Here is a 25,509-nt window from a genome sequence, read left to right on the forward strand (position 1 = left end):
GAAACGATGACAACCCGGCGGGGCTCCGAATTCCTCTGATTCGCTGCTGGCCATGCAACCGACGAACCTCTCTCGCCCGCGTCGTACCGCAGCGGTCCTGGCCATCGCGGCCGGGCTCACGCTCACGGGTTGCGGCGCGTTCACCGACTCCTCCGGCGCGGGGCAGCCCACGGCGACCCAGCGGGCCGCGACCGGCGTCAGGGTGCTCTGGATGGGTGACTCCATCGCGGGCGCGCAGGCCCCGGCGCTGGAGGCGGCGTTGACGGCCGGCGGCGTCGCGTTCAGGAACGCCACGTCCGCCGGCGGCGGCAACGTCGTCGCCGGTGACCACGAGGTGACGGCCATGGGAGCCAGGGACACCTGGAAGACGTTGAAGGAGAACCTCGCCTCCTTCCGGCCGACCGTGATCGCCTACCAGATCACCACCTACGACTGGGGCACCGCCCGCCAGCAGCTGGCGGCCTACCAGAAGCTCTTCCGGACGGCGAAGGACGCCGGTGCCCGGCTCGTCCTGGTGTCCGCCCCGCCGTTCAAGATCGACGAGTTCTTCAAGCCTCACCAGGATGCGATCGAGAGCGCGCCCGCGATGGCCGCAAAGGTCACCGGCGTTCGCTACCTGGACGCCTCTGAGCTGTGGGGGGACGACTACGCCGCCGCCCAGGCCCAGCGCGCCAAGGACGGCATCCACTCCTGCCAGCAGGGGTCGGCGGCCTTCGCCACCTGGTTCGCCAAGCGGCTCGGCGAGCTGGCCGGGTTCGCCCCGGCGGCCCCCGGCGTCTGGGCCACCGGGCCGTGGACCGGCGACGAGCGCTTCGCCAAACTCGGCTGCGGCTGATGGAGCCGACGACGTCCGCCCCACGCCGCGCGCATGTCGGCGCGCTGGACGGGCTGCGCGGGCTCGCCGTCGTCGCGGTCCTGCTGTTTCACGCCGGGCATCTGCGCGGCGGGTTCCTGGGCGTCGATCTGTTCTTCGTGCTGTCCGGCTTCCTGATCACCGGCCTGCTGCTGGAGGAGCTCGGCAGGTCCGGCCGGATCCGCCTGGCGGCCTTCTGGGAGCGCCGGGCTCGCCGCCTCCTGCCCGCGCTGACCGTCATGGTCGCGGCAACGCTGCTGCTGGCCTGGGCGTTCGCCCGGCCGGACCTGCTGCGGTACGCCCTCCAGGACGCGCCGTGGGTGGCCGCCCAGAGCGTGAACTGGCACTTCATCGGCGAGCAGGTCGGCTACTGGAACGCCTCCGGCACCCGCCTGTTCGCCCACCTGTGGAGCATCGGCGTCGAATGGCAGTTCTACCTGGCCTGGCCCTTGATCGTGGCGCTGGCCGGGAGAGGGCCCGGCGGGCACCGGCGGGTGGCGCTCGTCGCGGTGGCCGGTGCGCTCGGCTCGCTCCTGCTCATGATCAGGCTCGGGGCGGCCGTGGACACCACCCGCGCCTACGAGGGCACCGACACCCGGGCCTTCTCCCTGCTCCTCGGCGCCGCCGCGGCCACGGCGCCCGTCCGGGCCGCGGTGACCCGCCTGTCGCGCACCGCCGTGGACGTGAGCTGCGTCCTGCTGCTGTGCGGGCTGTCAGCCGCGTGGCTGCTGACCGGCGGGGAGAAAGCCCCCGGCCTGTTCCAGGGCGGGATGTTCGCGCACTCCCTGGGCAGCGCCGTGCTGATCGCGCTCCTGGCGCACGTACCGGACGGCCTGGCGGGCCGGGTGATCGGCGGCGCCGTACCGCGCCGGCTGGGCGAGCTGTCCTACAGCCTGTACCTGTGGCACTGGCCGGTCTACCTGCTCCTGCCCCGGCCTCCGGCCGGGCTCGACGGCTGGGGCTGGGACTGGGGCTGGGGCTGGACGGTCGTCGCGGCCGGGCTGTCACTGGCGGCTGCGATAATCTCGAAGGCCACCGTCGAAGATCCGGTACGGCTGCGCGTCCGCTGGGCCACCGGGCGGCGCGGATGGGCGGCGGTGGCCGCCGCGGCGGTGCTGGCGGCGGGGGTGTGGGCGGCGATACCGCGGCCGCGGCCCGGCGCCGGCACGGTCGACGTGAGCAGGCTCAGCCAGTCATCACCGGACGGATCCCGCCGGGAAACAAGGGAGCGGACAGATGCCGAGGGTCTTACGCCACCTGGCGGCCGTCCTGGTCGCGGCGGCGACGCTGGCGGGTTGCGGGATCAGTGACACCGACGTGCGGCCCGCCGGTGACCCGGTACACGGCGGCCTGACCGAGAGCCTCGGCAGTTCGCTGCGGGTGTACTTCGTCACGCCCCAGGGCACCTGGCCGGTCTCCCGGCCGGCACCGGCGGGGGCCCGGTTGCAGCAGGCCATGGACGCGCTGCTCGAGGGCCCCACGGCGGCCGAGCGGGCGCGGGGGCTGGTCACGCAACTGCCCGCGGCGCCGCAGCCGGTCCTGGCCAGGACGGTTCAAGGCCGCGTGCGGCTGCAGTTGCCGTGGCTGGTGCGTGACCTGCGCCCGGCGGCGGTGAGCCAGCTGGTCTGCACGGCCGCGGAGGCCCCGGGCGTGGGCGACGACCCTGTCGTCGAGGTGTTCGAGCCCGGCCTGGCAGGCCGGCCCTGGCCGGTCAGGTGCGACGAGAGCGGATCGGCCGTCCCGGCCGAGCGGGAGGCCTCCTCGTGACCCGCGCCCCGCTGACAGAACGGGGGGCCTCCTCGTGAGCCGCGTGCTGCTGATAGAAGACGACCCGGCCGTACGCCGCGGCGTGAGTCTCGGCCTGCGCCACAGAGGCCACGAGACCCTGCTCGTCTCGACCGGCGAGGACGGGCTGGCCGAACTCGTCGCGAGCGCGCCCGACATCGTGCTGCTCGACCTGATGCTGCCCGGCATGAGCGGCCTGGAGACCTGCCGCCGCATCCGCGCCTTCAGCCAGGTGCCCATCGTGATCCTGTCCGCGCGCGACGACGACGTGGACGTCGTCGTGGGCCTGGAAGCCGGCGCGGACGACTATGTGATCAAGCCGGCCAGCAGCGAGGTCATCGAAGCCCGCATGCGCGCGGTGCTGCGCCGTACCGCCCCGCCCGCCTCCTCCGACCAGGCCCGCACCACCCACGGCGACCTGTTCGTCGACCGGGTCGCGCTGCGCGTGCTCAAGCACGGCGAGCAGGTCGCGCTGGCGCCGACGGAGCTGAAGCTGCTGCTGTTCCTGTCGGTCGCGCCCGAACAGACCTTCAGCCGCCAGCAACTCCTGGAACAGGTGTGGGAGCACACCTTCCACGGCGACTACCGCCTGGTCGACGCGTGCGTGATGCGGCTGCGGGCCAAGATCGAGGACGATCCCCGCAACCCCCGCTACGTCCAGACCGTGCGCGGTTTCGGCTACCGGTTCGGGCCGCTGTGATCCGGCCGCGCCTCGCGCGCGGCCTGCGGGCCCAGCTGGTCCTGGTGTTCCTCCTGGTCTCCGTGATCAGCGCGCTGACCGCCGCCACGATCACCTACCGCCAGGGCCTCACCGCGATCGTGGACCGCGCCCAGGCCGACGTGCTGCGGGAACTGCGCGCCCATCTGGCCTCCCGCGCGCCCGACCTGCCCGCCGACCCCGCCGAGGCGGACCTGCGCAAGCTGGCCCGGCAGCTGGACCAGGCGGCGGGCACGCGCGGCTGGCGCACCGCCCTGTCCTATCGCGGCGGCCCGCTCGTCACCGCCGGGAAGCAGGCGCCGCCGCTGCCCGCGCGGCTGCGCGACCAGGCGGCCTCGGCGCGCACCGCGCTGGCCCAGCGCTTCCACCACGCCCGGACGCCCTGGCTGGCCGTGGCCCTCCCCGTCACCGCCGCCGCGCACCCGCACGACCCCCCGCCGCTCGTCGTCTACGCCTCCCTCTCCCTGGCCTCCCAGCAGCAGGACGTGGACAGCCTGGCCGCCGCCGCCCGCGCCGGGGCCCTCCCCGTCGCCCTGGCCTCCATCGTCCCGGCGCTGCTGGCCGCGCGCAGGCTGCTGCGACCGGTACGGCGGCTGCGCACGGCCGCCGAGCAGGTGGCGGCGGGCGGCCTGGACACCCGCGTGAGCGTCACCGGCGACGACGAGCTCGCCGACCTCGGCCGCACCTTCAACACCATGGCGGCCACGCTCCAGGCCGACGCGGCCACGCTGCGCGACATGGAAGCGCGGGCGCGCCGGTTCGCCGCCGACGTCTCCCACGAGTTGCGTACGCCGCTGACCGCCATGACCGCCGTGACCGAGGTCCTCGACGCCGACGCCGACTCCGGCCGCCTCGCGCCGCTCACCGCCGAGGCGCTGCAGCTGGTCTCCGACGAGACCCGCAAGCTCACCCGCCTGGTGGAGGACCTGATCGAGGTGTCCCGCTTCGACGCGGGCGCCGCCGTACTGAATCTGGACGAGGTCGACCTGGGCGAGTTCATCGCCAAGACGCTCGAACTGCGGCACTGGCACGACCGGGTCCGGACCGACATCCCCCCGGGCCTGCGCGCCCTGCTCGACCCGCGCCGCGTCGACGTCATCCTCGCCAACCTCGTCGGCAACGCGCTGCGGCACGGCGGCCCGGCGGGGTCGGTGCTCATCCGGGTCCAGGCCGGTGCCGGCCAGATCGTCGTCACGGTCTCCGACGACGGGCCCGGCATCCCCGCCGACCTTCTCCCCCACGTCTTCGACCGGTTCACCAAAGGCGACGCCGCACGTACCCGCACCGAGGGCAGCGGCCTGGGCCTGGCCATCGCCGCCGAGAACGCGCGCCTGCACGGCGGCACCCTCACCGCCGCCGCCGGCCCCCACGGCGGAGCCGTCCTGACCCTCACCCTCCCCCAGGGGTTGGGTGAGTCGGCAGGGCGGCGAGCCAGCGGGTCAGGAGCCGGTTGACCTCGTGGGGGCGTTCCTGCTGGATCCAGTGGCCGCACCCGTCGAGGAGGTGGGAGGAGACCAGGCCCGGCAGGGTGTCGGGGTAGGCGTCGATCGCGTCGGCCAGCCAGGTGGTGGAGGCGTCCTGGGCGCCGCCGATGAACAGGGACGGCTGGACGACGGGGGCCGCGTCCCAAGGGGCGAGGTCCTCCCAGTCCCGGTCCATGTTCCGGTAGCGGTTGAGGGCGCCGCTCAGGCCCGTCCGCTCGAACTCCGCGGCGTAGACGTCCAGGTCGTCCCGGCTCAGCCAGGACGGCGGCGGGCCGCCGGGGAACCGGTCGCGCAGCCTGCCGCCGCGGGCCACGAAGTGGGGATCGGGCAGGCCGGGGGCGGGCATGGTGTCGGCCGACAGCGCCGCGTAGAAGCCGGCCAGCCAGCCCCGGACGTCCGGCTCGATCTCGGCCTCGGCCCGGCCGGGCGTCTGGAAGTAGCTGACGTAGAACTCCTCCTCGCCGCCCATCCGGGCGAAGATCTCGCTGGGCCGGGGCCCGCCGCGAGGGGTGTAGGGCACGCTCAGCAGCCCGGCGGCCGTGAAGACGTCAGGCCGGACCAACGCGCTGTTGGCCGCGATGGTCGCCCCCCAGTCGTGGCCGACGATGATCGCCGTCTCCTCGCCCAGGGCGCGCACCACCGCGACGTTGTCCTCGACCAGCTCCAGCATCCTGTACGCCGCCACCGCCTCCGGCCTGGACGAGCGGCCGTACCCGCGCACGTCCAGGGCCACCGCCCGGTATCCGGCGGCGGCCAGCGCCGGGAGCTGGTGGCGCCAGGAGTACCAGGACTCGGGGAACCCGTGCACCAGCAGCACGAGCGGCCCGGAACCCTGCTCGACCAGATGGATCCGGCCTGCAGGTGAAGGCACCAGGCGGTGTGTTCCCGTGACCTCGGTCGCCCGTGACATGAACCCTCCTCAACTGAAGCACGCCCCCGTCGGCGCACGTCAGAATCATGCGCGGGATCCCGGGAACCCATGAATTCCGTTTGCTGTTTCAGCAAGAGCCCGCTGCCATGCAGGTGTGGCGCGCGTCCGGTGAACGAAAACGCGATGACGACCGGCACCGCCGGCGCCGGTATTTTTGCGCGGTCTCCCGAAACCGCGAGAGCTACGTTTCCGGGGTGCACGCGAGCCGGTGAACGCCGCCTCGACCGGCGACGGCGTGCGGCCCTTCGCGCGTCCCGCGCGAGGGAGACGGCTCACACCAGGAGAAACTCTCATGACCATGCCCTCAACCGCCCCATCACACCGCCGCCGCGGCCTGCGCCTGTCCGCGCTCGCCGCCGTCGTGGCCGGGGGCGCGCTGCTGGCGGGGAACGTCAGCTCGGCCGAGGCGGTGCCACCGGAGGTGATCAGCCGATGGGACAACGAGATCGTCCATTCCAACTCCCTCAGCCCCGGTTTCGGCGGGCTCCTGGGGACCGGCGCGTACACGATCACCGCGAAGCTCTACGCCGAGAACACCGGTGCCACGGCGATCAGCTACCTCTGCACGATCGGGACCGGCCCCAACTCCGACGGCGACATCACCGAGGTGACGCTGGCGCCGCACAGCAGGCACAGCATCTTCCTCAACGTCGTGCACAACTACCCCAGCACGGGACCGCTCAGCTTCGGCTGCACCAAACCGGCGGGAGCGCCGCAGGTGCTGATGAAGCAGGTGAAGATCACTGCCGTGAAGGTGAACACGCTGGACAACCAGCCGTTCGGCTGACCTGACCGGCCGGAGACGACGAAGGGCCGCGGCATCCTGATGCCGCGGCTCAGTGCCGCCGCGGGTCACCAGGGCGGACCCGGACGTGGTGCTCGTCTTCGCTCGGGTGCCGGTTCCTGCCGCGCCGCCCCGACCCCGACCCTTCCCTGGTCCTCGGCGGTGGAGACCGGAACCGGCGTTCTTCCTGGGTCAGGTGGGGCTGGTGGTGTGGTCGAGGGTGGCGGCCCAGCTGGCCAGGAGCCGGAGAAGGAGTGAGCGATATGCGTGGTGTGGTGCTGCACGCCCCGGGCGACGTCCGGGTGGAGGAGCTCTCCGACCCGAAGATCACCGCGCCGACGGATGCCGTCATCCGGCTGTCGGCGACCTGTGTCTGCGGCTCGGACCTGTGGCCCTTCCGCGGGGTGGACTCCGTCGAGCAGCCGACGCCGATGGGGCACGAGTACGTCGGGATCCTCGAGGAGGTCGGCAGCGAGGTCAAGAACGTCAAGCCCGGCCAATTCGTCGTCGGCTCGTTCGTCGCCTCCGACGGGACCTGCGAGATCTGCCGCTCCGGCTACCCCTCCTCCTGCGTCCACCGTGTGTTCATGAACGAGGTCGCCACCCAGGCGGAACGAGCCCTGATCCCGCACGCCGACGGCACGCTCGTGGCCACCCCTGGCATGCCCGACGCGGACCTGATCCCCAGCCTCCTGACCGCCTCCGACGTGCTGGGCACCGGCTGGTTCGGCGCGGTGGCCGCGCAGGCCGGCCCCGGCAAGACGGTCGCGGTCGTCGGCGACGGCGCGGTCGGCCTGCTGGCAGTGCTGGCCGCCAAGCAGCTCGGCGCCGAGCGGATCATCGCCATGAGCAGGCACGAGACGCGGCAGAAGCTCGCGCTGGAGTTCGGCGCCACCGACATCGTCACCGAGCGCGGGGACGACGGCGTGGCCCGGGTCAAGGACCTGACCGGCGGCATGGGCGCCCACTCGGTCGTCGAGGCGGTCGGCACCCAGGAGTCGATGCAGCAGGCCATCCGCGCCGCCCGCCCCGGCGGCCACGTCGGCTTCGTGGGCGTCAACCACGGCGTCGCGCTCAGCGGCGCAGAGCTCTTCTTCGCCCAGGTCAGCCTGCTCGGCGGCCCGGCCCCGGTGCGCCGGTTCCTGCCCGAGCTGATCGAGTTGATCTGGGACCGGAAGATCGACCCCGGCAAGGCGGCCCTCACCGCGTACGCGCTGCGGCTGCCCAAGCCCGGCGGGGACGGCAAGGTCGACCTGGGCGGGGCCGTGCTGATCGCGGGTGTGACGGTGAGCGTGCTGCTGGTGGCCGAGTGGGGTGGCCGGACGTACGCCTGGACGTCCGGGGTGATCCTGGCGCTGATCGGCGCGGTGGTGGTGCTGGCGGCGCTGTTCGTCTGGTGGGAACGCCGTGCGGTCAACCCGCTGCTGCCGCTGCGGCTGTTCGCCGATCCCACCCTGCGCGTCGCGCTGCCCGCCACCGCGCTGCTCGGCGCGCTGCTCGGCGGATCGATCGTCTACCTGCCCACCTATCTCCAGGCCGCGTACGGCATGGGGGCCACCCAGGCGGGCCTGGCGCTCAATCCGTACGTGCTGACGTTCATGGCGGTCTCCTCCCTCGCCGGCGCGCGCATCGGCGCGAGCGGCCGGTTCAAGCCGTACCTGATCGCCGGTGCGGCGATCGCGGTGCTGGGATTCGCGCTGCTGGGCCGGCTCACCCCCGGCGTTCCCTACGCCGTGCTGGCCGTGGAGATCGCGGTGCTGGGCGTCGGGTTCGGGCTGCTCATGCAGAACCTGGTGGTCGTCGCGCAGAACGCGGCCTCCCCCGCGGATCTGGCCGCCACCACCTCGGCAGCGGTATCCGTTCGCGGCCTGGGTCTCTCGCTCGGCGTGGCGGTCTTCGGCACCCTCCTGGCCCGGGAGCTCCAGGACCGCGCCCCGGGCCCGGCGGCGACCGCCGCCATCCCGGACGTCCTGTTCTGGGGCGCCCCGGCCGCCGCCGTCCTGGTGGCGCTGCTGGCCCTGCTGCCCCGCAAGGCCCGGGGGGAGGCGACAGCACCACCCGCTAGTCGCCGCCCACGCGGTAGTCGAGCAGCACGAGACGGTCGTCGATCGCGGTGGTGCCGGTGAGGTTCAGGTCGAGGACGGGGAGCTCGGTGAAGAGGGGCTCCTCGCCGGCCGCTCCGTGGATCATGGGGAAGACCATGACGCGGAGCCGGTCGACCAGGCCGAGCCGGAAGAGGCTGCGGACGAGGGACTGGCTGCCGATCGTACGCATCGGGAGCCCGTCGGCCTCGGCCTTCAACGCGGGCACGGACGTTTCGACCGGCTCGTCGATGATCGTGGTGTTCGCCCAGGTGAGTGGCGGTTGGAGCGTCTTGGAGAACACGATCTTGGGCAGCTCGGCCATCCGGGAGAACGTCGGGTCGTCGCCCGTGGCGACGATCTCGGACATCTGCCGGTACGTCGTCGCGCCCATGAGCATGACGTGTTCCTCGTCGAGCTGCGCGTGCACCCACTCGAACAGCCCCGGCGCGCCGTAGCCCCAGTACGGGGCCGATCTCGGCCCGCCGCCACCGTATCCGTCGAGGGTGCTGAACATGTCGACTCTGAGCTCACGCATAGGTCCTCCTGACCAGGTCATCACGGCACGAGACGGAGCCGGAGCGGCTGACGCCCCGACACCGTACCTGGACAGACCTCCGCCGCCGGGCAAACTCATCGGCCGATCCCGAAGTCCGCCCTACCCGCACCCGCCCGCTCACCGGTGCCGCCACGGACAGGACTACCCTTCGACGCAGACCGGGCCGCCCAGCCACCGCCCGCGTCCGCATCGGGCTGTTCGAGCACTGACGACTGAGGCGAATCGATGACCGACACCGCACCAAAGTCCCAGGCAAAGGTCGCCGGCCGTCCGCTGGTGCCCGCGCTGATCTTCATCGCCCTGGTCGTCGCGGTGGTGGGCAGCCTCGGGGCGCCGCTGATCACCGCGGTGGCGGGCGAGTTCGGCGTCTCGCTGGCCGCGGCGCAGTGGACGCTCACCGCCCCGCTGCTGGTGGGCGCGATCGCCACCCCGGTCCTCGGGCGCCTGGGCACCGGGCCGCGTCGGCGCCAGGTCATCCTCGCCACCCTCGCCACGGTGGTGGCCGGCAGCCTGCTGACCGTGGTGCCGCCGTCGTTCGGCTGGTTATTGGCGGGGCGGGTGGCCCAGGGCGCCGGCCTGGGCCTGACCGCGCTGATGATGGGCGTCGCCCGTGACCACCTGCCGGAGCGGCGTTCGGGGGCGACGATCGGGTTGCTGTCGGTGGCGTCCATTGCCGGCATCGGCGTCGGCTACCCGCTCGCCGGGCTCCTCACGGAGGTCTCCGGGCTGCGGGCGGCGTACGGGCTCGGTCTGCTGATCACCGCGGTCGCGCTGGCGGCGGCCTGGTGGGCGGTGCCGCAGCCGCCACCGGGCCGGACGGTGGCGGTCGACGTGCTCGGGGCCACGCTGCTGGGTGCCGGTCTCCTGCTCCTGCTGCTGGCGATCGGCCAGACCGCCCTGTGGACCGAGAGCCCGGCGCTCGCCTGCTCACTGCCGGCCGCCGCGGCCGTGCTGCTGGCAGGGTGGGTACGCCGCGAACGCCGGTGTGACACCCCGCTGGTGGACCTGGCGCTGCTGCGGCACCCCGCGGTGGCCGGTGCCAACGTGACCATGTTCCTCGGCGGTGTCGGCATGTACCTGCTGCTGACGCTGGTCACCCGTTACGTGCAGACGCCCGCGGCGACCGGCTACGGCTTCGGCGTGAACGTTTTCGTCGCGGGCTTGGTGCTCGTGCCGTTCTCGGCGCTGGGGTTCGCGGGCGGCAAGCTGGCGCCGTCGCTGCGCAGGCGGCTTGCGGCCGCCACCGTGCTTGCCGTCGGGGGCGCCGTGGTGCTGGTGGCGCTGGTGGTGTTCGCGCTGGCCCGCGGCCAGTTGTTCATGGCGTTCGCCGTGATGGGGCTGCTCGGACTCGGCGTCGGCACCTTCTCCGCCGCCATGCCGGCCGCGATCCTTGCCGCCACGCCGCAAGAGGAGACCTCCAGCGCGATGAGCTTCAACCAGGTCGTACGCAGCGTGAGTTACTCCCTCGGCAGCGCGCTCGGCGGCCTGGTGCTCGCCGCCCATACCGGCCCGGGAGCGACTTTCCCCGCCGAGTCCGGCTACACCGCGGCGGCCTGGGCCGGGGCGGCGTCGATGACGGTGACGATCGTGATCAGCCTGGTGCTGCGGCGCACCGCCATGGCGCGTGATCATTCAGCAGATCGCTGAGGGCTACTGCTGGTCGCCGCCCGGTCCGGCTTGAGGTTGAGGCGTGCGTAGCGCGGCGGAACGTGCCGGAGCCCACCGATACGCTGACCATGCGGGCGCTGATTCCGGTTCACGGTCCGGCACCGGCTGATGTGGGAGAATTTCGCGCCATGGCATCCTCCCTGTCTGCCGCCGTCATCGAGTCGCGCCGGCCGGTGCCGCGCGAGGCGCGGAAGGTGTCCCGGCTCTGATGGCGGACAAGCGCGCCAAGCCCGCCGCCCAGTCGATCGACGTGAGCCGCCTTCCCGAGGACGTCATCGCGCTCATCGACGCCCTCGACCCCGGGGAGGAGCTGGTCATCACACGGGGCGGCGAGTCGATCGCGGCGATCTCCAGCACCCTTCGCGTACTCCACGGCACCGTCGTCGATCCCGGCACTCCGGAGGAGGAGGCCGACGAGCAGCCTCCGATCGACTACGACAACGTGACGGTCGTCGCCACCGCGATGAAGCTGTCGGCGTCGGCCCGGGTGTCGCTGTCCACCCAGCTCGGCCCGGACTACGTCGTGCTCGACATGCACGCCGCCCCGACCACGGCCGACGTGCTGCTGACGCCGCCGGTCAGCCCGCAGTTGATCGCCAGCCTCCGGTCGATGTTCCCGAAGGCGCGCGTCATCATCACCGAAATCGACGACGACGAGCTCGGGGTCAACTACTACGGACCGGTACGGCGCCTGCTCGACGCGGGCGCGGAGGCATATCTGCCGCCGGCGACCATCCCCCGCCTGGCGAGGCAACTCGACTACACCCTCACGCAGCTGCGCCCGATCACCGGCAGCGCCACCACGCCGGCGGAGATCGAACCCACCCCGCCACCACCCGGAGACACGGTCTGAACGGATCACGAGCTGGGGTCGCCCCGCATGACCTGTCCGCAGGTGACCGACGACCGGTCGCCGCGGCTCTCGATCAGGTCTCCACGGAGAGCGGCGTCGCGATGGCCTCCAGGCTCTTGCGCTCGGCCTTGACCCCGAACAGCAGCTCGACCAGCCCCGCCGCGATCATCACGACGCCGCCGACGGCGAACGCGAACGCCGTGTCCCCGGGCACCCCGGTCGCGACCAGCGAGGCGAAGACGAGCGGCCCCGCGATGCCGCCGGCCGCCGTGCCGATCGCGAAGAAGAACGCGATGGCCATGGCCCTGGTCTCCATGGGGAAGATCTCGCTGACGGTCAGGTACGCCGAACTGGCCCCGGCCGAGGCGACGAAGAGCACGGCGGACCAGCACGCGGTCAGCGTGACGGCGGTCAGCATGCCCTGGTCGAACAGCCACGCCGTGCCCAGCAGGAGCAGCCCGGACCCGATGTACGTGGCCGAGATCATCGGGATCCTGCCCACGGTGTCGAAGAGGCGGCCGAGCAGCAGCGGGCCGAGGAAGTTCCCGACCGCGATCACGGCGAAGTAGTAGCCGGTATTGGTGTCGATCTTGAAGAAGGTGGTCAGGATCTGCGCGTACCCGAAGGTGATCGCGTTGTAGAGGAACGCCTGGCCGATGAAGAGCGACAGGCCGAGGATCGTACGTTTGGGGTAGAGCGCCACCATGGTGTGGGCGATCCGGATGAATCCGATGGACTTGCGCTGGCGCACGGTGATCGACTCCGACGGCTCCGGCAGGTCCACGCCGATCTGCCGTTCGATGCCGCCGACGATCTCCTCGGCCTCCTTCTCCCTGCCGTGGATGAACAGCCAGCGCGGGCTCTCCGGCACGTGCCGCCGTACCAGCAGGATCGCCAGGCCCAGCACCACGCCCAGGCCGAACGCGACGCGCCAGCCGATGTTCACCGGCAGGTCGCTCAGCAGCGGCACCGTCAGCAGCGCGCCGCCGGCGGCGCCGAGCCAGTAGCTGCCGTTGATGATGATGTCGATGCGCCCCCGGTGGTGACTCGGGATGAGCTCGTCGATGGCGGAGTTGATGGCCGCGTACTCGCCGCCGATCCCGAACCCCGTCATGAACCTGAACAGGAAGAACCACCACGCGTGGAAGGAGAACGCGGTCATCAGGGTCGCCGCCAGATAGACGACCAGCGTGATGAGGAAGAGTTTCTTCCTGCCGAACCTGTCGGTCAGCCAGCCGAAGAACAGCGCGCCCGCGCAGGCGCCCGCGACGTAGAGCGCCGCGGCCAGGCCCGCGACCTGCGCCTGAGTGATCTCCAGGCCGCTGCCCGGCTTGGCGAGCTGCCCGGAGAGGTTGCCGACGATGGTGACCTCGAGCCCGTCGAGTATCCAGACGGTGCCGAGCCCTACGACGATCATCCAGTGCCAGCGGGACCAGGGGAGCCGATCAAGGCGCGCGGGCACTTTGGTGGTAATGGTGCCGGTCTCCACGTCGCTCATAAGCCTTCGTGACTACCCGCGTACCTGCCGGGTACGCCTCCTGCCCCGGTTACCGCATCGCCGTCGAGGCGTGCGGGAAGTCGAGCGTGAAGGGCGGCGCGGGCGGCAGGGGCGCGGCGTGCTCGGCCCGGAAGGACTGCAGCAGGTACGCCACCAGCCGCCGCGACCCCGCCGCCGCGTCCTGGTTCGTGCCGGTGGCGACGCCGCAGTTGGCCTTGAGCAGCAGCATGAGGTCGGCCAGGTCGAAGTCGGCCCGCAGCCGCCCCGCGGCCTTGGCCCGCCGTACCACCTCGGCCAAGCCCTGCTCGGCCCGCACCCGCAGGCGCTCGTAGTCCATCGCGTCGGGGAAGGCCGTCAGGAACGCCTCCGTGAACCCCCGATCGGCGACCTGCATCGCGCACACCTTCTCGATCGCCGAGCAGAACCCGCGCCACGGGTCCGGATCGGCCAGCGCCTCGTCCACCACCGACGCGCACGTGGCCAGTTCGTCGCCGAACACCTCCGTGATCAGCGACTCCCGCGACGGAAAGCGCCGGTAGAGCGTGGCCACGCCGACCCCCGCGCGACGCGCGATGGCCGCCATGGGCACGTCGAGCCCGCGGGTGGCGAACGCCTCCCGCGCGGCCTCGAGGATGCGTACCCGATTGTGCAGCGCGTCGGCCCGCAGCGCCTGCGCGGGCTCCATCTGAGAGGGATGAGCAGGCATGTTTCTCACATTAGCGTAAGTGGACGGGTCCATCCGTTTAGCCCGCTAGCGTCTCTCACGTGGAGATGAATGCGACCGAGATGCGCGCGGCCCTGTTCGACCGGTACGGGCCGCCAGAGGTGCTCTATGTGGGCACGGTGCCCAGGCCGGTCCCCGGGCCCGGCGAGGTGCTGGTGCGCGTGCACGCCGCCAGCGTGAACGGCGGCGAGCTGCACGGCCGGGCGGGCAAGGTGCGGCTCGTGACGGACCTGACGCAGCGGGGCTTCCCCAAACGCATGGGGCTCGACTTCACCGGCGAGGTCGTCGCCCTGGGCCCGGACCCGGCCGAACCCGGCCCCCGGGTGGGCGACCGGGTGTGGGGCGTGCTGGGCCGCACGTTCGGCAGCCTCGCCGAATACCTGACCGTCCGCCCCCGCTACCTGTCCCTCGTCCCGGCGGGCCTCGACCTGGTAGAGGCCGCGGCACTCCCGGTGGGCACGACGGCGATCACGGCCCTGCGCGACAAGACGAAACTGCGGCCGGGCGAGCGGCTGCTCGTACGCGGCGGCAGCGGTGGCGTGGGCGTCACGGCGGTGCAGCTCGGCAGGGCACTCGGTGCCCACGTCACCGCCCTGGCCGGGGCGGGCAGCCTCGACCTCGTCCGCGACCTCGGCGCCCACGAGGTGTACGACTACGCCACCACGCGGCCCGCGGATCTGCCGCGTTTCGACGTGGTCATGGACACCGTCGGCACCGAACACCCCGCCTACCGGCGCCTGCTGACCCCGTCGGGCCGCATGGTGGCAATCGCCTTCGACGTCAACCGGGCCGCCTCGTCCCTGTCGTACGTGGCCGCCTCCACCGTGTACGGGCCGCGGCGCGTGCGCTTCTTCAGCGGCCGGCCCACCCACCGCCTCTTCGCCGACCTCACCCGGTACGTGGAGACCGGCGCCCTCCGCCCGGTCGTGGACACCGTGTTCCCCCTGGACGAGATCGCGAAGGCGCATCGGGCCCTGGAGGCGGGCGGCGTCCGCGGCAAGATCATCGTTCGCGTCGTCTGACTCAACGGCCGACCGGCATCGATCCCAGCGCGTCGGGCGGTGGCGGCCCGGAGCGTGCCGCTGATCGCGGCGGGCGGACGCGGCTCCGAGGAGGTCGTGTCCGCGCCGGCGGCTCAGGCCGGTGACGTGAACGTACGCGGGGGCGAGCAGTGGGCCGGTGCCGACCCGCGGATCGAGGTCACCGCCGATGAGGCGATCCGGCGACTGGCGGCCGACCCCGCGCGGTTCGCTCCGCACCGCCCTCACCGCCCTCCGCACCGACAATGGCCTACGCTGACACGATGGCCGAAATGACCGAACGGGACCCGAAAGCGGACCTCCACCATTACCTCAAGACCGCCCGCGAGTCCCTCCTGTGGAAGCTCGACGGCCTGTCCGAGTACGACGTCCGCCGCCCGTTCACCCCGACCGGCACCAACCTCCTCGGCCTGGTCAAACACCTGGCCGGCGTCGAGCTCGGCTACTTCGGCGAGACCTTCGGCCGCCCGTCCGGCGAGCCGCTGCCCTGGCTCGACGACGACGCCGAGCCGAACGCCGACATGTGGGCCACCCCGGACGAGTCCCGCGAGCAGATGATCGCCCTCTACCACCGCGCCTGGGCCCACGCGGACGCCACGATCGAGGAACTGCCCCTGGACGCGACCGGCCACGTCGTCTGGTGGCCGGCCGACCGCAACCCGGTCACCCTGCACCGCATCCTCGTCCACGTGACCGCCGAGACCAACCGCCACGCCGGGCACGCCGACATCGTCCGCGAGCTGATCGACGGCGCCGCCGGCCGCCACAGCCAGGACTCCCTGCCGAACGCCGACGACGCCTCATGGTGGACGGACTACCTCGAACGCCTCGAACAGGCCGCCCACAAGGCCGCCGAGAACCAGCCGCAAGGCGCATAACGGGGCCACGGAGATCAACTCCGGCACGGCTCGCCGAACAGTTGCGCATGGGGCCTGCGCGACCGGTGATGGCCCTACCGTCGGTGCAGGGGGGCCGCTCGCCGAGCGAGCCACTGCTCCCGGGTGATCGCGTACTCGACCTCGCCAAGATCGCTGCCAGGGAGCGGCTCGTCCCATTCCATGTGGAACGTACGGATGTGCTCCATGCCGAGTGCCGTCATGGTCGCGCGGGAGGCGGTGTTGACCGCCATGGTCTCGGCGAAGACGCGGGTCAGCCGGAGATCTTCGAACCCGTGTCGAACGAGCTCGCGGGCTCCCTCACTGGCCAATCCCTGGCGCCAGCGGCGACGCAGGAGCCGGTACCCGAGCTCGGCCTGTCCCTCGACCGGCCCTTGGTCGCTCCGCTCCGGCGGCTCCAGGATCCACCAGCCGACGAACTGCCCGTCGACGAACCCGGCCCAGAAACCCAGCCCCGCCACACGGCCCGCGACCGCGAGCCTGCCCCGATGGAGAACCTCGACCTCCTCACGGCTCCGAGCGCGACCGTTGCCGAGGTACCGCATGACCTCGGGGTCGGCGTCGAGCTCGATCTCGTGTTCAAGGTGTTCGTCGGACAGCGGGACAAGCTCGATGCGATCGGTTCGCAGTATCGCCTGAAACATGGGCCGCATTCTCGCGCACGAGACACTCGCCGGTCATTCGAGTATTTCCGGGAGACCGGCGCGCGGGAGGCCTGAAGTATCCATCGTCACTCCATGGGCTCTCCCCTTGAACGGCACGGTCGCCGGCGCGGCACCTTCGCCCGCGACGTGAACCCGTCCGGCCCACGACGATCTCACCGCCCGCCCCCGGGCCCCTACGCCGAGTCGCCCACCACCCAGCAGCCCGCCTTCACCGACGGCGCCCCCTACGCCGATCGCCGCGGCCCTGCGGCTGCCGGGCCGAAGCACCGCCGCATCGAGTCAGCGGCTGGGTGTGTAGACCAGGTCCACCCACCCCCGGCCGGCCTTCGCGGAGAACGTCGCCAGCACCCGCGTGATGTCCCCGTTCAGGTCCGTCACCACCGCTCGGGCGTCCTCGCCCTCGTCGCGCACCACCGTGGCCAGGTGCCGGTCGTCCCACCACCCGATCGTCCACTCCCTCGACTCGTCGTTGACCCGCTTGACCAGCTTGCCCGACGTGAAGTCCCAGACGCAGAAGTTCGACGCCTCCATCGACAGGCACAGCGTGAGAAGACGCTTGCCCGAGGGCGAGAACGCGTCCGCGCCGTGCATGATGCCGACCTTGCGCAGCGTGCGATGCGTACGCCCGTCCGGCCGGATCACCCGGACGTTCCACTCCTGGTCCCAGGCGTTGGCGGCCAGGTACCGGCCGTCCGGAGTCCACTGGAAGGCCGCATCCTGGTCGATGCCGCGGACGGTGACGGCCTTCGAGGTGCCGGTGACGGGGTCGACGATCACGAAACCGACGGTGGTGATCCCGTCCTTCCTGATGCTGAGGACGAGCTTGCGGCCGTCTCGCGTCCACGCGGGGTAGGCGGTGCTGAGCGGCTTGCGTACCGTACGGATGCGCTTCGCCTTGCCCTTGTCGTCGAAGACGACAACAGAGTCGAACGCCCCGGGCGAGGAGTAGGGCACGCCCGCGACCCTCCCGCCTTTCGGCGCGGGCACCAGCTCGTCGTACCCCTTCTTCTTCCTGAAGGAGATGCCGTCAGCGGAACGGAGGTAGGCGGCGCGGTGCGACGGTGACACCTCTTTGCTCACGGCGGTCACCCGCCACGGGTCGCCGTCTCGTTCGTGCAGCACGACGCCGACCTCGGGCACGTTCACGTCGCGGTCGCCGAGCGGCCGGGCGGCCGCGGGCGCGGCGCTGACGGTGGCCAGGAGCAGGGCCGCCGACAGCGTGCCGGGTAAGAGCAGAGAGCGGATCATCACGGCAGCATAGAGAACAATCGGGATCCGGGAGAACGAGCCGATCGCCGCGCTCGGGACCGTGCGCGATCGTCCGGTCTGCGGTGGTCTACTTGATCGCATGGCACTGAAGGAGTTCTACCCGCCGATCGAGCCGTACGACTCCGGTCTGCTCGATGTCGGAGACGGCAACGAGATCTACTGGGAGACCTGCGGAAACCCGGCCGGCAAGCCGGTGGTCTTCCTGCACGGCGGGCCCGGCGGCGGCATCCTGCCGGCCTTCCGCCGGTTCTTCGACCCGGCCGCGTACCGGATCGTGCTGTTCGACCAGCGCAACTGCGGTGCCAGCCGGCCGAGCGCCGCGGACCCGGAGGTGTCGTTGCGGCACAACACCACCTCGCACCTGGTCGCCGACATGGAACGGCTCCGCGAGCACCTGTCCGTCGACCGCTGGCTGGTCTTCGGCGGGAGCTGGGGCAGCACCCTCGCCCTCTCGTACGCCCAGGCCCACCCCGACCGCGTCACCGAGCTCGTGCTACGCGGCATCTACCTCGTCCGGCCCTCCGACGAGGACTGGACGTTCACCTCCACAGGCGCGGCCCGGCTCTTTCCCGCCGAGTGGGCCGCGTTCCGCGACGCGATCCCGGCGGACGAGCGATACGACCTGGTCGCCGCGTACGGCCGCCGCATCGGCGACGCCGACCCTGCCGTCCACCTGCCGGCGGCCCGCGCCTGGATGGACTGGGAGTTCTCGGCCAACACCCTGCTGCCCGTCGATCCACCGCCACTCGACGACGCCGCCATCCTCCTTTTCGCCCGCATCACCCACCACTACATCAGCAACGGCGGCTTCCTCCCCAAAGAGGGCCTCCTGGCGGGCGTCGACCGCATCCGGCACATCCCCACCGTGATCGTCAACGGCCGCTACGACATGAAGACCCCGCCCGACCAGGCCTGGGACCTGCACCAGGCCTGGCCCGAGGCCGAGTTCCACCTTGTTGAGGACGCGGGCCACGGCGGTTCCGAACCCGGCACCCGGCACCGCCTGATCGACGCCACCGACCGCTTCCGCGCGTAGCCGGCGCCGTTGCCCCATGCGTCCTGGACGGCAGGAGGGCCGAAGCTGATGTCGGCCGGCGCTCCCCCAGTGGCCGAATACCGCCACGCGGCGGTGACCTGGGCTCCCAACGTGGGATGTATCGGCTTCACCCGTTTCCCTGCGGCTCGCAGTGAGAAGGACTACCGCATGTCCCAAACGAGACCCCCCAGTCCAACTGAGGAGACCAGCGGCGGCGGCGAGCCGAGTCTGAAGCAGGTGATGGGCCCGGGCCTGTTGCTGCTGTTCATCATCGGCGACATTCTCGGCACCGGGATCTACGCGCTGACCGGCGAGATCGCCGGTGAGGTGGGCGGCGCCGCCTGGCTGCCGTTCGCCATCGCCTTCGCGGTCGCGCTGATCACGGCGTGCTCGTACCTGGAGTTGGTGACCAAATACCCACAGGCCGCCGGAGCCGCACTCTACGTGCACAAGGCCTTCGGCAAACACCTCCTGACCTTCCTGGTGTGCTTCGCGGTGATGTGCTCCGGTATCACCTCGGCCTCGGCGGCCTCCCGGGCCTTCGCCGCCAACCTCGCCACCGGTTTCGGTCTGGACGTCGGCAACGGCGTCATCCTGCTGATCGCGCTGGCGTTCATGCTCCTGGTGCTGGCCGTCAATCTGCGCGGCGTGGGCGAGAGCGTCAAGATCAACGTGGTGCTCACCGCGGTCGAGCTCTCGGGCCTGCTGATCGTCATCCTGGTCAGCCTGTACTTCATCCTCGGCGGGAACGCCGACTTCTCCCGCGTCGTCACCTTCGAGACCGCCTCCGACAAGAGCGTGTTCCTGGCGGTCAGCACGGCGACGTCGCTGGCCTTCTTCGCCATGGTCGGGTTCGAGGACTCGGTCAACATGGCGGAGGAGACCAAGAATCCGGCCCGGATCTTCCCTCGCATGATGTTCACCGGGCTCGGGATCACCGGGTTGATCTACGTGCTCGTGTCCATCTGCGCCGTCGCCGTCGTCCCCGTCGGGCAGCTCTCCGAGAGCGAGACCCCGCTCGCGACGGTGGTGCAGACCGCGGCCCCCGGCTTCCCGATCGCCGATCTGCTGCCGTTCATCTCGATGTTCGCCGTGGCGAACTCCGCGTTGATCAACATGCTGATGGCCAGCCGGCTGCTGTACGGCATGGGCAAGCAGGGCGTGCTGCCGCCCTTCCTGGCCAAGGTTCACCCGGGGCGGCGCACGCCGCAGGCGGCGATCGTGTTCACCACCGTGATCGCGCTCGGGCTGATCACGTACGTCTCGCTGAGCCCCGACAGCCCGGTCGTGTCGCTGCTGGGCGGGACGACGTCGCTGCTCCTGCTGGCGGTCTTCGCGCTGGTCAACGTGTCCGTTCTGGTCCTGCGCAGGGAAAGGGCGGAGACCGAGCACTTCCGCGCCGGACGCGTCCTGCCCGTGGTGGGCACGGTCACGTGCCTGTACCTGGTCCTGCCGTGGTCCTCGGGACGTCCCTCCGGCCAGTACGAGATCGCGGGCGTGCTGCTCGCGCTCGGTCTGATCCTCTGGGTCGTCACCTGGTACACCCACAAGAAGGAGAACGCGGGGGCCGGCTGACCGAGCCGTCCCGGCGGCCCCGACGGGGCCGCCGGGACGGCGTGAGGCGGGCATGTGTCGTGGGCCAGGAAACATCGATGTACCCGTGGCGACCGTTCCATTCCGTAGTCAACCAACTACAGAATGCGATATATCCAGGTCAGCTCCACGGAAGGACATCCAATGCGACGCGTTCCCGCCCTCCTGGCCATCGCCGCCTCCGGCGTGCTCGTGCTCACCTGCGCCGGCCCGGCCTCCGCCGCGCCAGGGGTCGTGCGCCTGTACGGACCCGACGGTCAGGTGGCGACGGTCGTCGACCCGCAGCCCTATGACTGCCATCAGGGCTTCGGCGACGACACTGCCCTGGTGAACCGGACCGAGGGCACGGTCCTGGTCTTCCAGGACTTCAACTGCCGGACCAGGGTCTTCGACCCGGTCAGCCCCGGCGAGACCAGATACGGCAACATCGGCAGCTTCCAGGCGCTGGACTGATCCGGCTCGTGGTAGCCCGTACCGGCTTCCCCGATCAGTACAGCCAGAGGGCATTACGGCGGTGACGCGCCGGGTGGACTTCGAGATCATCGACCGGCTCGGCGGCGTTGGCCGTCCGGCGGATCGCTTCGAGCCGGAGACGCAGGCGCCGGCGCGCTTGCCGCTCCTCGTTCCTGGCCCATTGCGCCACCCACCGGTCTCGAAGATCGGCTCTGGCCCAGGAGTAGACGTCGGCCCTGTGGCGGACGGAGGCCGGGCGCGCCCGATGACCGGCTCGTTCCGCCTCGCGCAGGCATGCGGCGCTGTAACGCAGATCGACTATCGTCACCGATCGCCACGGCTTTCCGTACCGGTCGCCTCCGTCGCGAATCGGGCGGTCGATGTGATGGGCAGTGCGGGACATGAGGCTCCCTGGTAGCACCGCCAGGTATCTCCTGGCGGACTACCTGAAGCCGCTCGGCCCCGTTGATCGCTCGTGCCGCATGTCCGGACCCTAGCATCGTCGACAGCCGGGACGCTCAGCCCGACGTACAGGCAGCCGCGGTGCACGGCGCCCGAGCCGCGCGTCCGGCGGCGCCGCAGCCCGAGATCATGGCTCGCTAAGGTGGCTGGCATGCTGCATCCAGCTGCGGTCCGGCTCGGGCGTGAGGCCGCTCGGCGCCTGGCGGCCTCCAGGGCCTGCGAGATCAGGCCGGGACTGACCGACAGGGAGTTCGCCTGGATCGAGGCGGACTACGACATCGAGTTCGCCGACGATCACCGCGCTTTCCTCGCCGAAGGGCTCCCCATCAACTCCGCCCGGCCGGAGGAGGGCGCCACCTGGGAGCGGCCCTGGCCGGACTGGCGCGACGGCGACGAGGAGGAGCTTCGCCTCCATGTGGAGTGGCCCGTACGCCAGGTTCTGCACGACGTGGAACGCGGCGCCTGGCTGAGGTCATGGGGAGCCCGGCCCGAAGACAGGGCGGAGGCGCTCCGGGTCGCGGGGCACGAACTGGCGAGGGCGCCGAAGCTGATCCCGCTGTACGCGCACCGCTTCCTGCCCGGCGGACGCGGCACGTACGGCAGGCAGGTGCTGTCGGTATGGGGAACGGACATCATCAGCTACGGCAGAGACCTCGCGGAATACATCACCAACGACTTCCACCCGCGCGATGCCGACGCCGATCCTTGGGAACGGGGGGACGACGTCCCGGTATGGAGTGAATTCCTCGATCCGGTCGCCGAAGAACAGGCCATCACCGCCCACCGGCCCGAGGGCTGAGGAGTACCTGCCCTGTCCTGGTGGCAGGGCAGGGCGCGGCGGTCTTCGTGACGTTGTCCTCGAACGGCTCGTACGAGACCGGGAACCCGGCCACGGTCGTCATGGCTTTGTGCGTGCCCGCCCGTAGACGGCCGGGCGGAGATCAGTGTCGAATGGGAGCGGCACACGGGCGGACGTCGGCGGAGCATTGGGAGAGCAATGAAGCCGTTAGCCATCGCACTGGTAGCAGTCCTGATGGCCGCGGGCTGTTCGACGCCGAGACGGGACAAGATCACGGTTGCCTGCAGCTCGAGCGAGCAGTGGTGCGCGATGATGGTGAAAAGGTTCTCCGATGCCACCGGCGTGGAGGCCGACTTCGTGCGGCTGTCGAGTGGCGAGGCGCTGGATCGGATCAAGGCGGCCAGGGCGCGGCAGGAGTTCGACGTCTGGCATGGCGGTGAGGCCGCCTCCTACGTGGCGGCCAAGAGCCAGGGGCTGTTGGCGCCGTACAAATCCGAAAAATCCGGGGAAATCCGGCAGGGGTGGGCCGACAAGGAGAACGCCTGGAGCGGCGTCTACGTCAGCGTGCTGGCCTTCTGCAACAACACCAAGGAGCTGGCCAAGCGGGGCATGAAGCCGATCCGCTCCTGGCGGGAACTCCTGGACGAGCGCCTGCGCGGCGGCGTCGCCATCGCCCATCCGGCCACCTCCGGAACCGCCTACGCCGGCCTGTGGACGCAGATGGAGCTCAACGGCCGAAATCAGGACGCCGCGCTCGGCTACATGCGCAGCCTCCACCCGAACGTGCTGAGATACAACGCCGCCGGCGCCGCGGCCGCCGTACAGGCGGCCAAGGGGGAGGCGGCGGTCGGCGTCGTCTTCTCCCATGACTGCGTCGCCGCCCAGGAGCAGGGCTATCCGAACCTGCAGGTGACCTTCCCGCAGGAAGGCACCGGTTACGAGCTCGGCGGCCTGGCGGTGCTGGCCGGGGCACACAACCCCGAGAGCGCGCGCAAGTACGTCGACTGGGCGCTGAGCGGCGCGTCCCAGCGGCTGGGGCCGCTGGTGAAGTTCTACGCCCTGCCCACCAACACCCACGTGCCCGCGAACTCCAAGGCCGTCGACCTGACGACGGTCAAGCTGGTCTCCTACGACGTGGAGGTCGCCGGGCGCGCCAAGCAGTCGCTCGTCGGCCGGTTCAGCGCGGAGATCGCCAGGCCGCCCACCTAGGAACAGCCCTCGAACTGCGGGACCGCGACCACCGACAGGTCGATGCCCGACTTGCCGAACCATTTGTCCAGCAACATGTTTGCCGTGCCGTCCTGGTACATCTGGGTGATGGCCCGGTTGAGCTCCTCGCAGCCGTCGACGTCGCCCTTGCGGATGCCGATCGCCGTGCGTTGCTCGTTGAAGGTCGCGCCGACCAGGTGCAGGTCGACGCCCGGCTTGGTGAGCAGCCCCGCCAGGATCTGGCTGTTGGTGGAGATGGCGTCGATCCTGCCGTCCTTGATCATCTCCAGGCAGACGTTGTAGTCGGGTGCGGGCACGGCGATCGCCTTGACCTGGCGCTCGTCGATGATCCGCTGGGCGATGTTCGTGCCGCGCACCCAGCAGATCTTGCGGCCCGCCAGGTCGCGGACGTCACGGATGACGCCCTTGTCGGCCGGCCGCACCGCGATGTCCTGGAAGTCGACGTGGTACGGCCCGGCGAAGTCGATCACCTTCTTCCGCTCCGGGGTGACCGACATGTGGGCGAACACCAGGTCGGCACGCCCGTCCGTGAGCACGGTGAGCTGGTCGCCGGCCTTGATCTCCAGCCAGCGGATCTGCTTGCCCAGCCGGGCGACGAGGTCCTTGGCCACGTCGATGTTGAACCCGTAGTACACGCCGCCCTGCCCCTTGAAACTGATCAGCGGCACGTCGGAGCGGATCGCGACGATCAGCTCGTCCTTGTCCACGAGGGATTCCGGCCGCGCGGCGCCGCAGGACGTGAGCAGCAGGACCAGGCAGATCAGCAGTCTTCTCACCGGTACTCCCTGAGCCGTGGCCAGATGCCGACGAGGATGAGCAGGGCGCCGGCGGTCAGCCCGGCGGGGATCCACCGCCACAGTGTCTCCAGGGCCCCGTCGCCGTTGTCGATGGCGCGTTCGAAGTCGGACTCGTAGCGCCGGACGAGCTCCTCCAGCACCTTGTCGTAGCGTTCGTAGGCCTGGGTCAGCTCGCCGTCCCAGAACTTGATCGCCGCCTCGGCCGGCATGGTCCGCATCCGCGCGTCGGCCTGCTGGAACCGCTGGTAGGCGGCGAAGACCCGGCTCCGGTCCTCGCCCGTCAGGCCGCCGAGCAGGCCCTGGAAGTTCGCGTTCAGCTTGCCCTGGTAGTCGGGCAGGCTGGTGGACTCGACGGCCACGATCGTGCGGGACTTGTCCAGGAACGTGTGCTCGTAGGTGTCCTTGCGGAAGCGGTCGAGCAGGTAGCGGCTCTGGTCTCCGTGCATGGTCTTGCTGATCGCCCGTGCTCTGGTCAGCGTGAGCACCGAGTCGAACCCGTGGCCCTTGGCCTGCTCCAGCGCCTCGCCCTGCTGGTTGAGCAGGGCCGTGCCGGTCACCAGCCCGGCCGCGGTGAGCATGGTGGCGACCATCAGGGCCGGCGCGAACACCCGGCGGAACCTGCGGGTCAGGTAAGCCTGCAGGATCAGCAGGCAGACCAGCGCGAGCAGCCCGGTGACGACGACCGCGGCACGGGCCAGCGAGGTGGTCGAGCGCTCGGCGGCGTGCGCGCGCCGGACGATCGTCCCGGTCTCCAGGGTCAGGTTGTACGCCTGCGGGAGCAGTTCGCGGTGCATGAGGTCGGTGGCCCGCTGGTAGGCCTCGACCACGTGGTCGGGCGGCTGTCCCGCGGTGTGCTCGGACTGCACGTCCAGCAGCCGCGCCTGCGTCGCCAGCCGTTCGTAGCGGCCCAGCCCCTCGATCAGCGACTCGACCGTGCGCTGCTCGGTCGGGTCGTCCAGGGCCAGCCGGTACGCCTTGAGCAGGCTCTCGGAGATCTCCAGCCGCCGCTGGTCGTAGCTGGTCAGGTCGGCCTGCTGCTGCGGGCCGTACTCCCTGCCCAGCAGCAGGGCCTCGGCCACCAGCGCATCCATCTCCGACATCTGCCGATACAGGCCCGTGGTGGCCAGCACCTGCGGCCCGGCGTCGTGCCCGATGGTACGCAGGCCCGAGCCCGTACTGCCCGCGCCGGCCAGAATCGCGGCCAGCAGCAGCACCAGCGTTCCCAGGGACAGGCCCGCCAGCGTGCGTAACCGCCCGGAGACCGACTCCTTGCGCCGGGCCGAGGGCATCGCCGTCACCGTCATGGCCCGCTCCGGCGGGAGACGCCCGGA

24 protein-coding genes and 1 pseudogene are annotated in these 25,509 nt (G+C 71.2%); 16 read left to right on the forward strand and 9 right to left on the reverse strand.

The features are described from left to right. Nucleotides 1-52 precede the first annotated feature (52 nt). From ABZS69_RS52235 to ABZS69_RS52255, 5 genes are read left to right on the forward strand one after another with little or no spacing between them, the layout of a single operon-like run. Complete coding sequence (locus ABZS69_RS52235) at nucleotides 53-835, forward strand: SGNH/GDSL hydrolase family protein (protein ID WP_355388112.1); 783 nt, start codon at nucleotides 53-55, stop codon at nucleotides 833-835. Next, nucleotides 835-2,163: an acyltransferase gene (locus ABZS69_RS52240; protein ID WP_355388115.1), complete on the forward strand. Its 1,329-nt coding sequence runs from the start codon at nucleotides 835-837 to the stop codon at nucleotides 2,161-2,163. Before ABZS69_RS52235 ends, ABZS69_RS52240 begins: the two co-directional genes overlap by 1 nt. Then, nucleotides 2,090-2,620: a GerMN domain-containing protein gene (locus tag ABZS69_RS52245; RefSeq protein WP_355388118.1), complete on the forward strand. Its 531-nt coding sequence runs from the start codon at nucleotides 2,090-2,092 to the stop codon at nucleotides 2,618-2,620. Before ABZS69_RS52240 ends, ABZS69_RS52245 begins: the two co-directional genes overlap by 74 nt. A gap of 34 nt (nucleotides 2,621-2,654) precedes the next feature. Beyond that, entirely contained in the window at nucleotides 2,655-3,338 is a 684-nt protein-coding gene (locus ABZS69_RS52250) for a response regulator transcription factor (RefSeq protein ID WP_355388121.1), read from the forward strand. Further along, complete coding sequence (locus tag ABZS69_RS52255; protein WP_355388123.1) at nucleotides 3,335-4,810, forward strand: HAMP domain-containing sensor histidine kinase; 1,476 nt, start codon at nucleotides 3,335-3,337, stop codon at nucleotides 4,808-4,810. Before ABZS69_RS52250 ends, ABZS69_RS52255 begins: the two co-directional genes overlap by 4 nt. Here ABZS69_RS52255 and ABZS69_RS52260 read toward each other — a convergent pair. Continuing rightward, nucleotides 4,746-5,750 (reverse strand): alpha/beta hydrolase, encoded by a 1,005-nt coding sequence (locus ABZS69_RS52260; RefSeq protein ID WP_355388126.1) that lies wholly within the window; start codon nucleotides 5,748-5,750, stop codon nucleotides 4,746-4,748. The two genes, ABZS69_RS52255 and ABZS69_RS52260, sit on opposite strands and share 65 nt — an antisense overlap. Nucleotides 5,751-6,063: 313 nt before the next feature. Between ABZS69_RS52260 and ABZS69_RS52265 the strand changes: the two genes are divergently transcribed. Beyond that, a complete protein-coding gene (locus ABZS69_RS52265) occupies nucleotides 6,064-6,558 on the forward strand; it encodes a hypothetical protein (protein ID WP_355388129.1) in 495 nt (164 codons plus the stop codon). Between the two features lie 260 nt (nucleotides 6,559-6,818). Beyond that, nucleotides 6,819-7,745 (forward strand): annotated as a pseudogene (locus tag ABZS69_RS52270) (zinc-binding dehydrogenase); the annotation flags it as partial. An 871-nt stretch (nucleotides 7,746-8,616) separates the two neighbouring features. Here ABZS69_RS52270 and ABZS69_RS52275 read toward each other — a convergent pair. Continuing rightward, nucleotides 8,617-9,174: a dihydrofolate reductase family protein gene (locus ABZS69_RS52275; RefSeq protein ID WP_355388132.1), complete on the reverse strand. Its 558-nt coding sequence runs from the start codon at nucleotides 9,172-9,174 to the stop codon at nucleotides 8,617-8,619. A 246-nt stretch (nucleotides 9,175-9,420) separates the two neighbouring features. Between ABZS69_RS52275 and ABZS69_RS52280 the strand changes: the two genes are divergently transcribed. Then, a complete protein-coding gene (locus ABZS69_RS52280; protein WP_355388135.1) occupies nucleotides 9,421-10,842 on the forward strand; it encodes an MFS transporter in 1,422 nt (473 codons plus the stop codon). Nucleotides 10,843-11,071: 229 nt separating this feature from the next. Then, nucleotides 11,072-11,716, forward strand: coding sequence for a hypothetical protein (locus tag ABZS69_RS52285; RefSeq protein ID WP_355388138.1), 645 nt, complete (start codon nucleotides 11,072-11,074; stop codon nucleotides 11,714-11,716). Between the two features lie 73 nt (nucleotides 11,717-11,789). Here ABZS69_RS52285 and ABZS69_RS52290 read toward each other — a convergent pair whose 3' ends face one another. Then, nucleotides 11,790-13,214: an MFS transporter gene (locus tag ABZS69_RS52290; protein ID WP_355388141.1), complete on the reverse strand. Its 1,425-nt coding sequence runs from the start codon at nucleotides 13,212-13,214 to the stop codon at nucleotides 11,790-11,792. A 49-nt stretch (nucleotides 13,215-13,263) separates the two neighbouring features. After that, on the reverse strand, nucleotides 13,264-13,920 hold the full coding sequence (locus ABZS69_RS52295; RefSeq protein ID WP_355388143.1) for a helix-turn-helix domain-containing protein: 657 nt from the start codon (nucleotides 13,918-13,920) through the stop codon (nucleotides 13,264-13,266). A 65-nt stretch (nucleotides 13,921-13,985) separates the two neighbouring features. Here ABZS69_RS52295 and ABZS69_RS52300 point away from each other — a divergent pair, with 65 nt between their 5' ends. Both ABZS69_RS52300 and ABZS69_RS52305 read left to right on the forward strand, forming a co-directional pair. Continuing rightward, nucleotides 13,986-14,960 (forward strand): NAD(P)-dependent alcohol dehydrogenase, encoded by a 975-nt coding sequence (locus ABZS69_RS52300; protein WP_355388197.1) that lies wholly within the window; start codon nucleotides 13,986-13,988, stop codon nucleotides 14,958-14,960. A 290-nt stretch (nucleotides 14,961-15,250) separates the two neighbouring features. Continuing rightward, the gene (locus ABZS69_RS52305) at nucleotides 15,251-15,856 is read left to right on the forward strand and encodes a DinB family protein (protein WP_355388146.1); all 606 of its coding nucleotides are present in this window, start codon (nucleotides 15,251-15,253) and stop codon (nucleotides 15,854-15,856) included. Nucleotides 15,857-15,930: 74 nt separating this feature from the next. On the opposite strand, the gene ABZS69_RS52310 is transcribed toward ABZS69_RS52305, so the two are convergent. Beyond that, entirely contained in the window at nucleotides 15,931-16,518 is a 588-nt protein-coding gene (locus ABZS69_RS52310; protein WP_355388149.1) for a GNAT family N-acetyltransferase, read from the reverse strand. A 300-nt stretch (nucleotides 16,519-16,818) separates the two neighbouring features. Continuing rightward, the gene (locus ABZS69_RS52315) at nucleotides 16,819-17,787 is read right to left on the reverse strand and encodes a WD40 repeat domain-containing protein (protein WP_355388152.1); all 969 of its coding nucleotides are present in this window, start codon (nucleotides 17,785-17,787) and stop codon (nucleotides 16,819-16,821) included. Between the two features lie 106 nt (nucleotides 17,788-17,893). Between ABZS69_RS52315 and pip the strand changes: the two genes are divergently transcribed. The 3 genes from pip (at nucleotide 17,894) to ABZS69_RS52330 (ending at nucleotide 20,890) form a co-directional block, all read left to right on the forward strand. Beyond that, complete coding sequence (gene pip / locus ABZS69_RS52320) at nucleotides 17,894-18,844, forward strand: prolyl aminopeptidase (protein ID WP_355388200.1); 951 nt, start codon at nucleotides 17,894-17,896, stop codon at nucleotides 18,842-18,844. 168 nt (nucleotides 18,845-19,012) lie between these two features. Beyond that, on the forward strand, nucleotides 19,013-20,419 hold the full coding sequence (locus ABZS69_RS52325) for an APC family permease (RefSeq protein WP_355388155.1): 1,407 nt from the start codon (nucleotides 19,013-19,015) through the stop codon (nucleotides 20,417-20,419). Nucleotides 20,420-20,581: 162 nt separating this feature from the next. Beyond that, the gene (locus tag ABZS69_RS52330) at nucleotides 20,582-20,890 is read left to right on the forward strand and encodes a hypothetical protein (protein WP_355388158.1); all 309 of its coding nucleotides are present in this window, start codon (nucleotides 20,582-20,584) and stop codon (nucleotides 20,888-20,890) included. Nucleotides 20,891-20,924: 34 nt separating this feature from the next. On the opposite strand, the gene ABZS69_RS52335 is transcribed toward ABZS69_RS52330, so the two are convergent. After that, nucleotides 20,925-21,293 (reverse strand): hypothetical protein, encoded by a 369-nt coding sequence (locus tag ABZS69_RS52335; protein WP_355388161.1) that lies wholly within the window; start codon nucleotides 21,291-21,293, stop codon nucleotides 20,925-20,927. A gap of 210 nt (nucleotides 21,294-21,503) precedes the next feature. On the opposite strand from ABZS69_RS52335, the gene ABZS69_RS52340 reads away from it, so the two are divergent. Both ABZS69_RS52340 and ABZS69_RS52345 read left to right on the forward strand, forming a co-directional pair. Further along, nucleotides 21,504-22,151 (forward strand): hypothetical protein, encoded by a 648-nt coding sequence (locus tag ABZS69_RS52340; protein ID WP_355388164.1) that lies wholly within the window; start codon nucleotides 21,504-21,506, stop codon nucleotides 22,149-22,151. Between the two features lie 234 nt (nucleotides 22,152-22,385). Further along, entirely contained in the window at nucleotides 22,386-23,360 is a 975-nt protein-coding gene (locus ABZS69_RS52345) for an ABC transporter substrate-binding protein (protein WP_355388203.1), read from the forward strand. On the opposite strand, the gene ABZS69_RS52350 is transcribed toward ABZS69_RS52345, so the two are convergent. Further along, a complete protein-coding gene (locus ABZS69_RS52350) occupies nucleotides 23,357-24,157 on the reverse strand; it encodes a transporter substrate-binding domain-containing protein (RefSeq protein WP_355388167.1) in 801 nt (266 codons plus the stop codon). The two genes, ABZS69_RS52345 and ABZS69_RS52350, sit on opposite strands and share 4 nt — an antisense overlap. Then, entirely contained in the window at nucleotides 24,154-25,482 is a 1,329-nt protein-coding gene (locus ABZS69_RS52355; RefSeq protein ID WP_355388170.1) for a hypothetical protein, read from the reverse strand. Before ABZS69_RS52355 ends, ABZS69_RS52350 begins: the two co-directional genes overlap by 4 nt. Nucleotides 25,483-25,509: the final 27 nt, after the last annotated feature.

The organism is Nonomuraea sp. NPDC005650 (genome assembly GCF_040605375.1).
Classification (GTDB): domain Bacteria; phylum Actinomycetota; class Actinomycetes; order Streptosporangiales; family Streptosporangiaceae; genus Nonomuraea.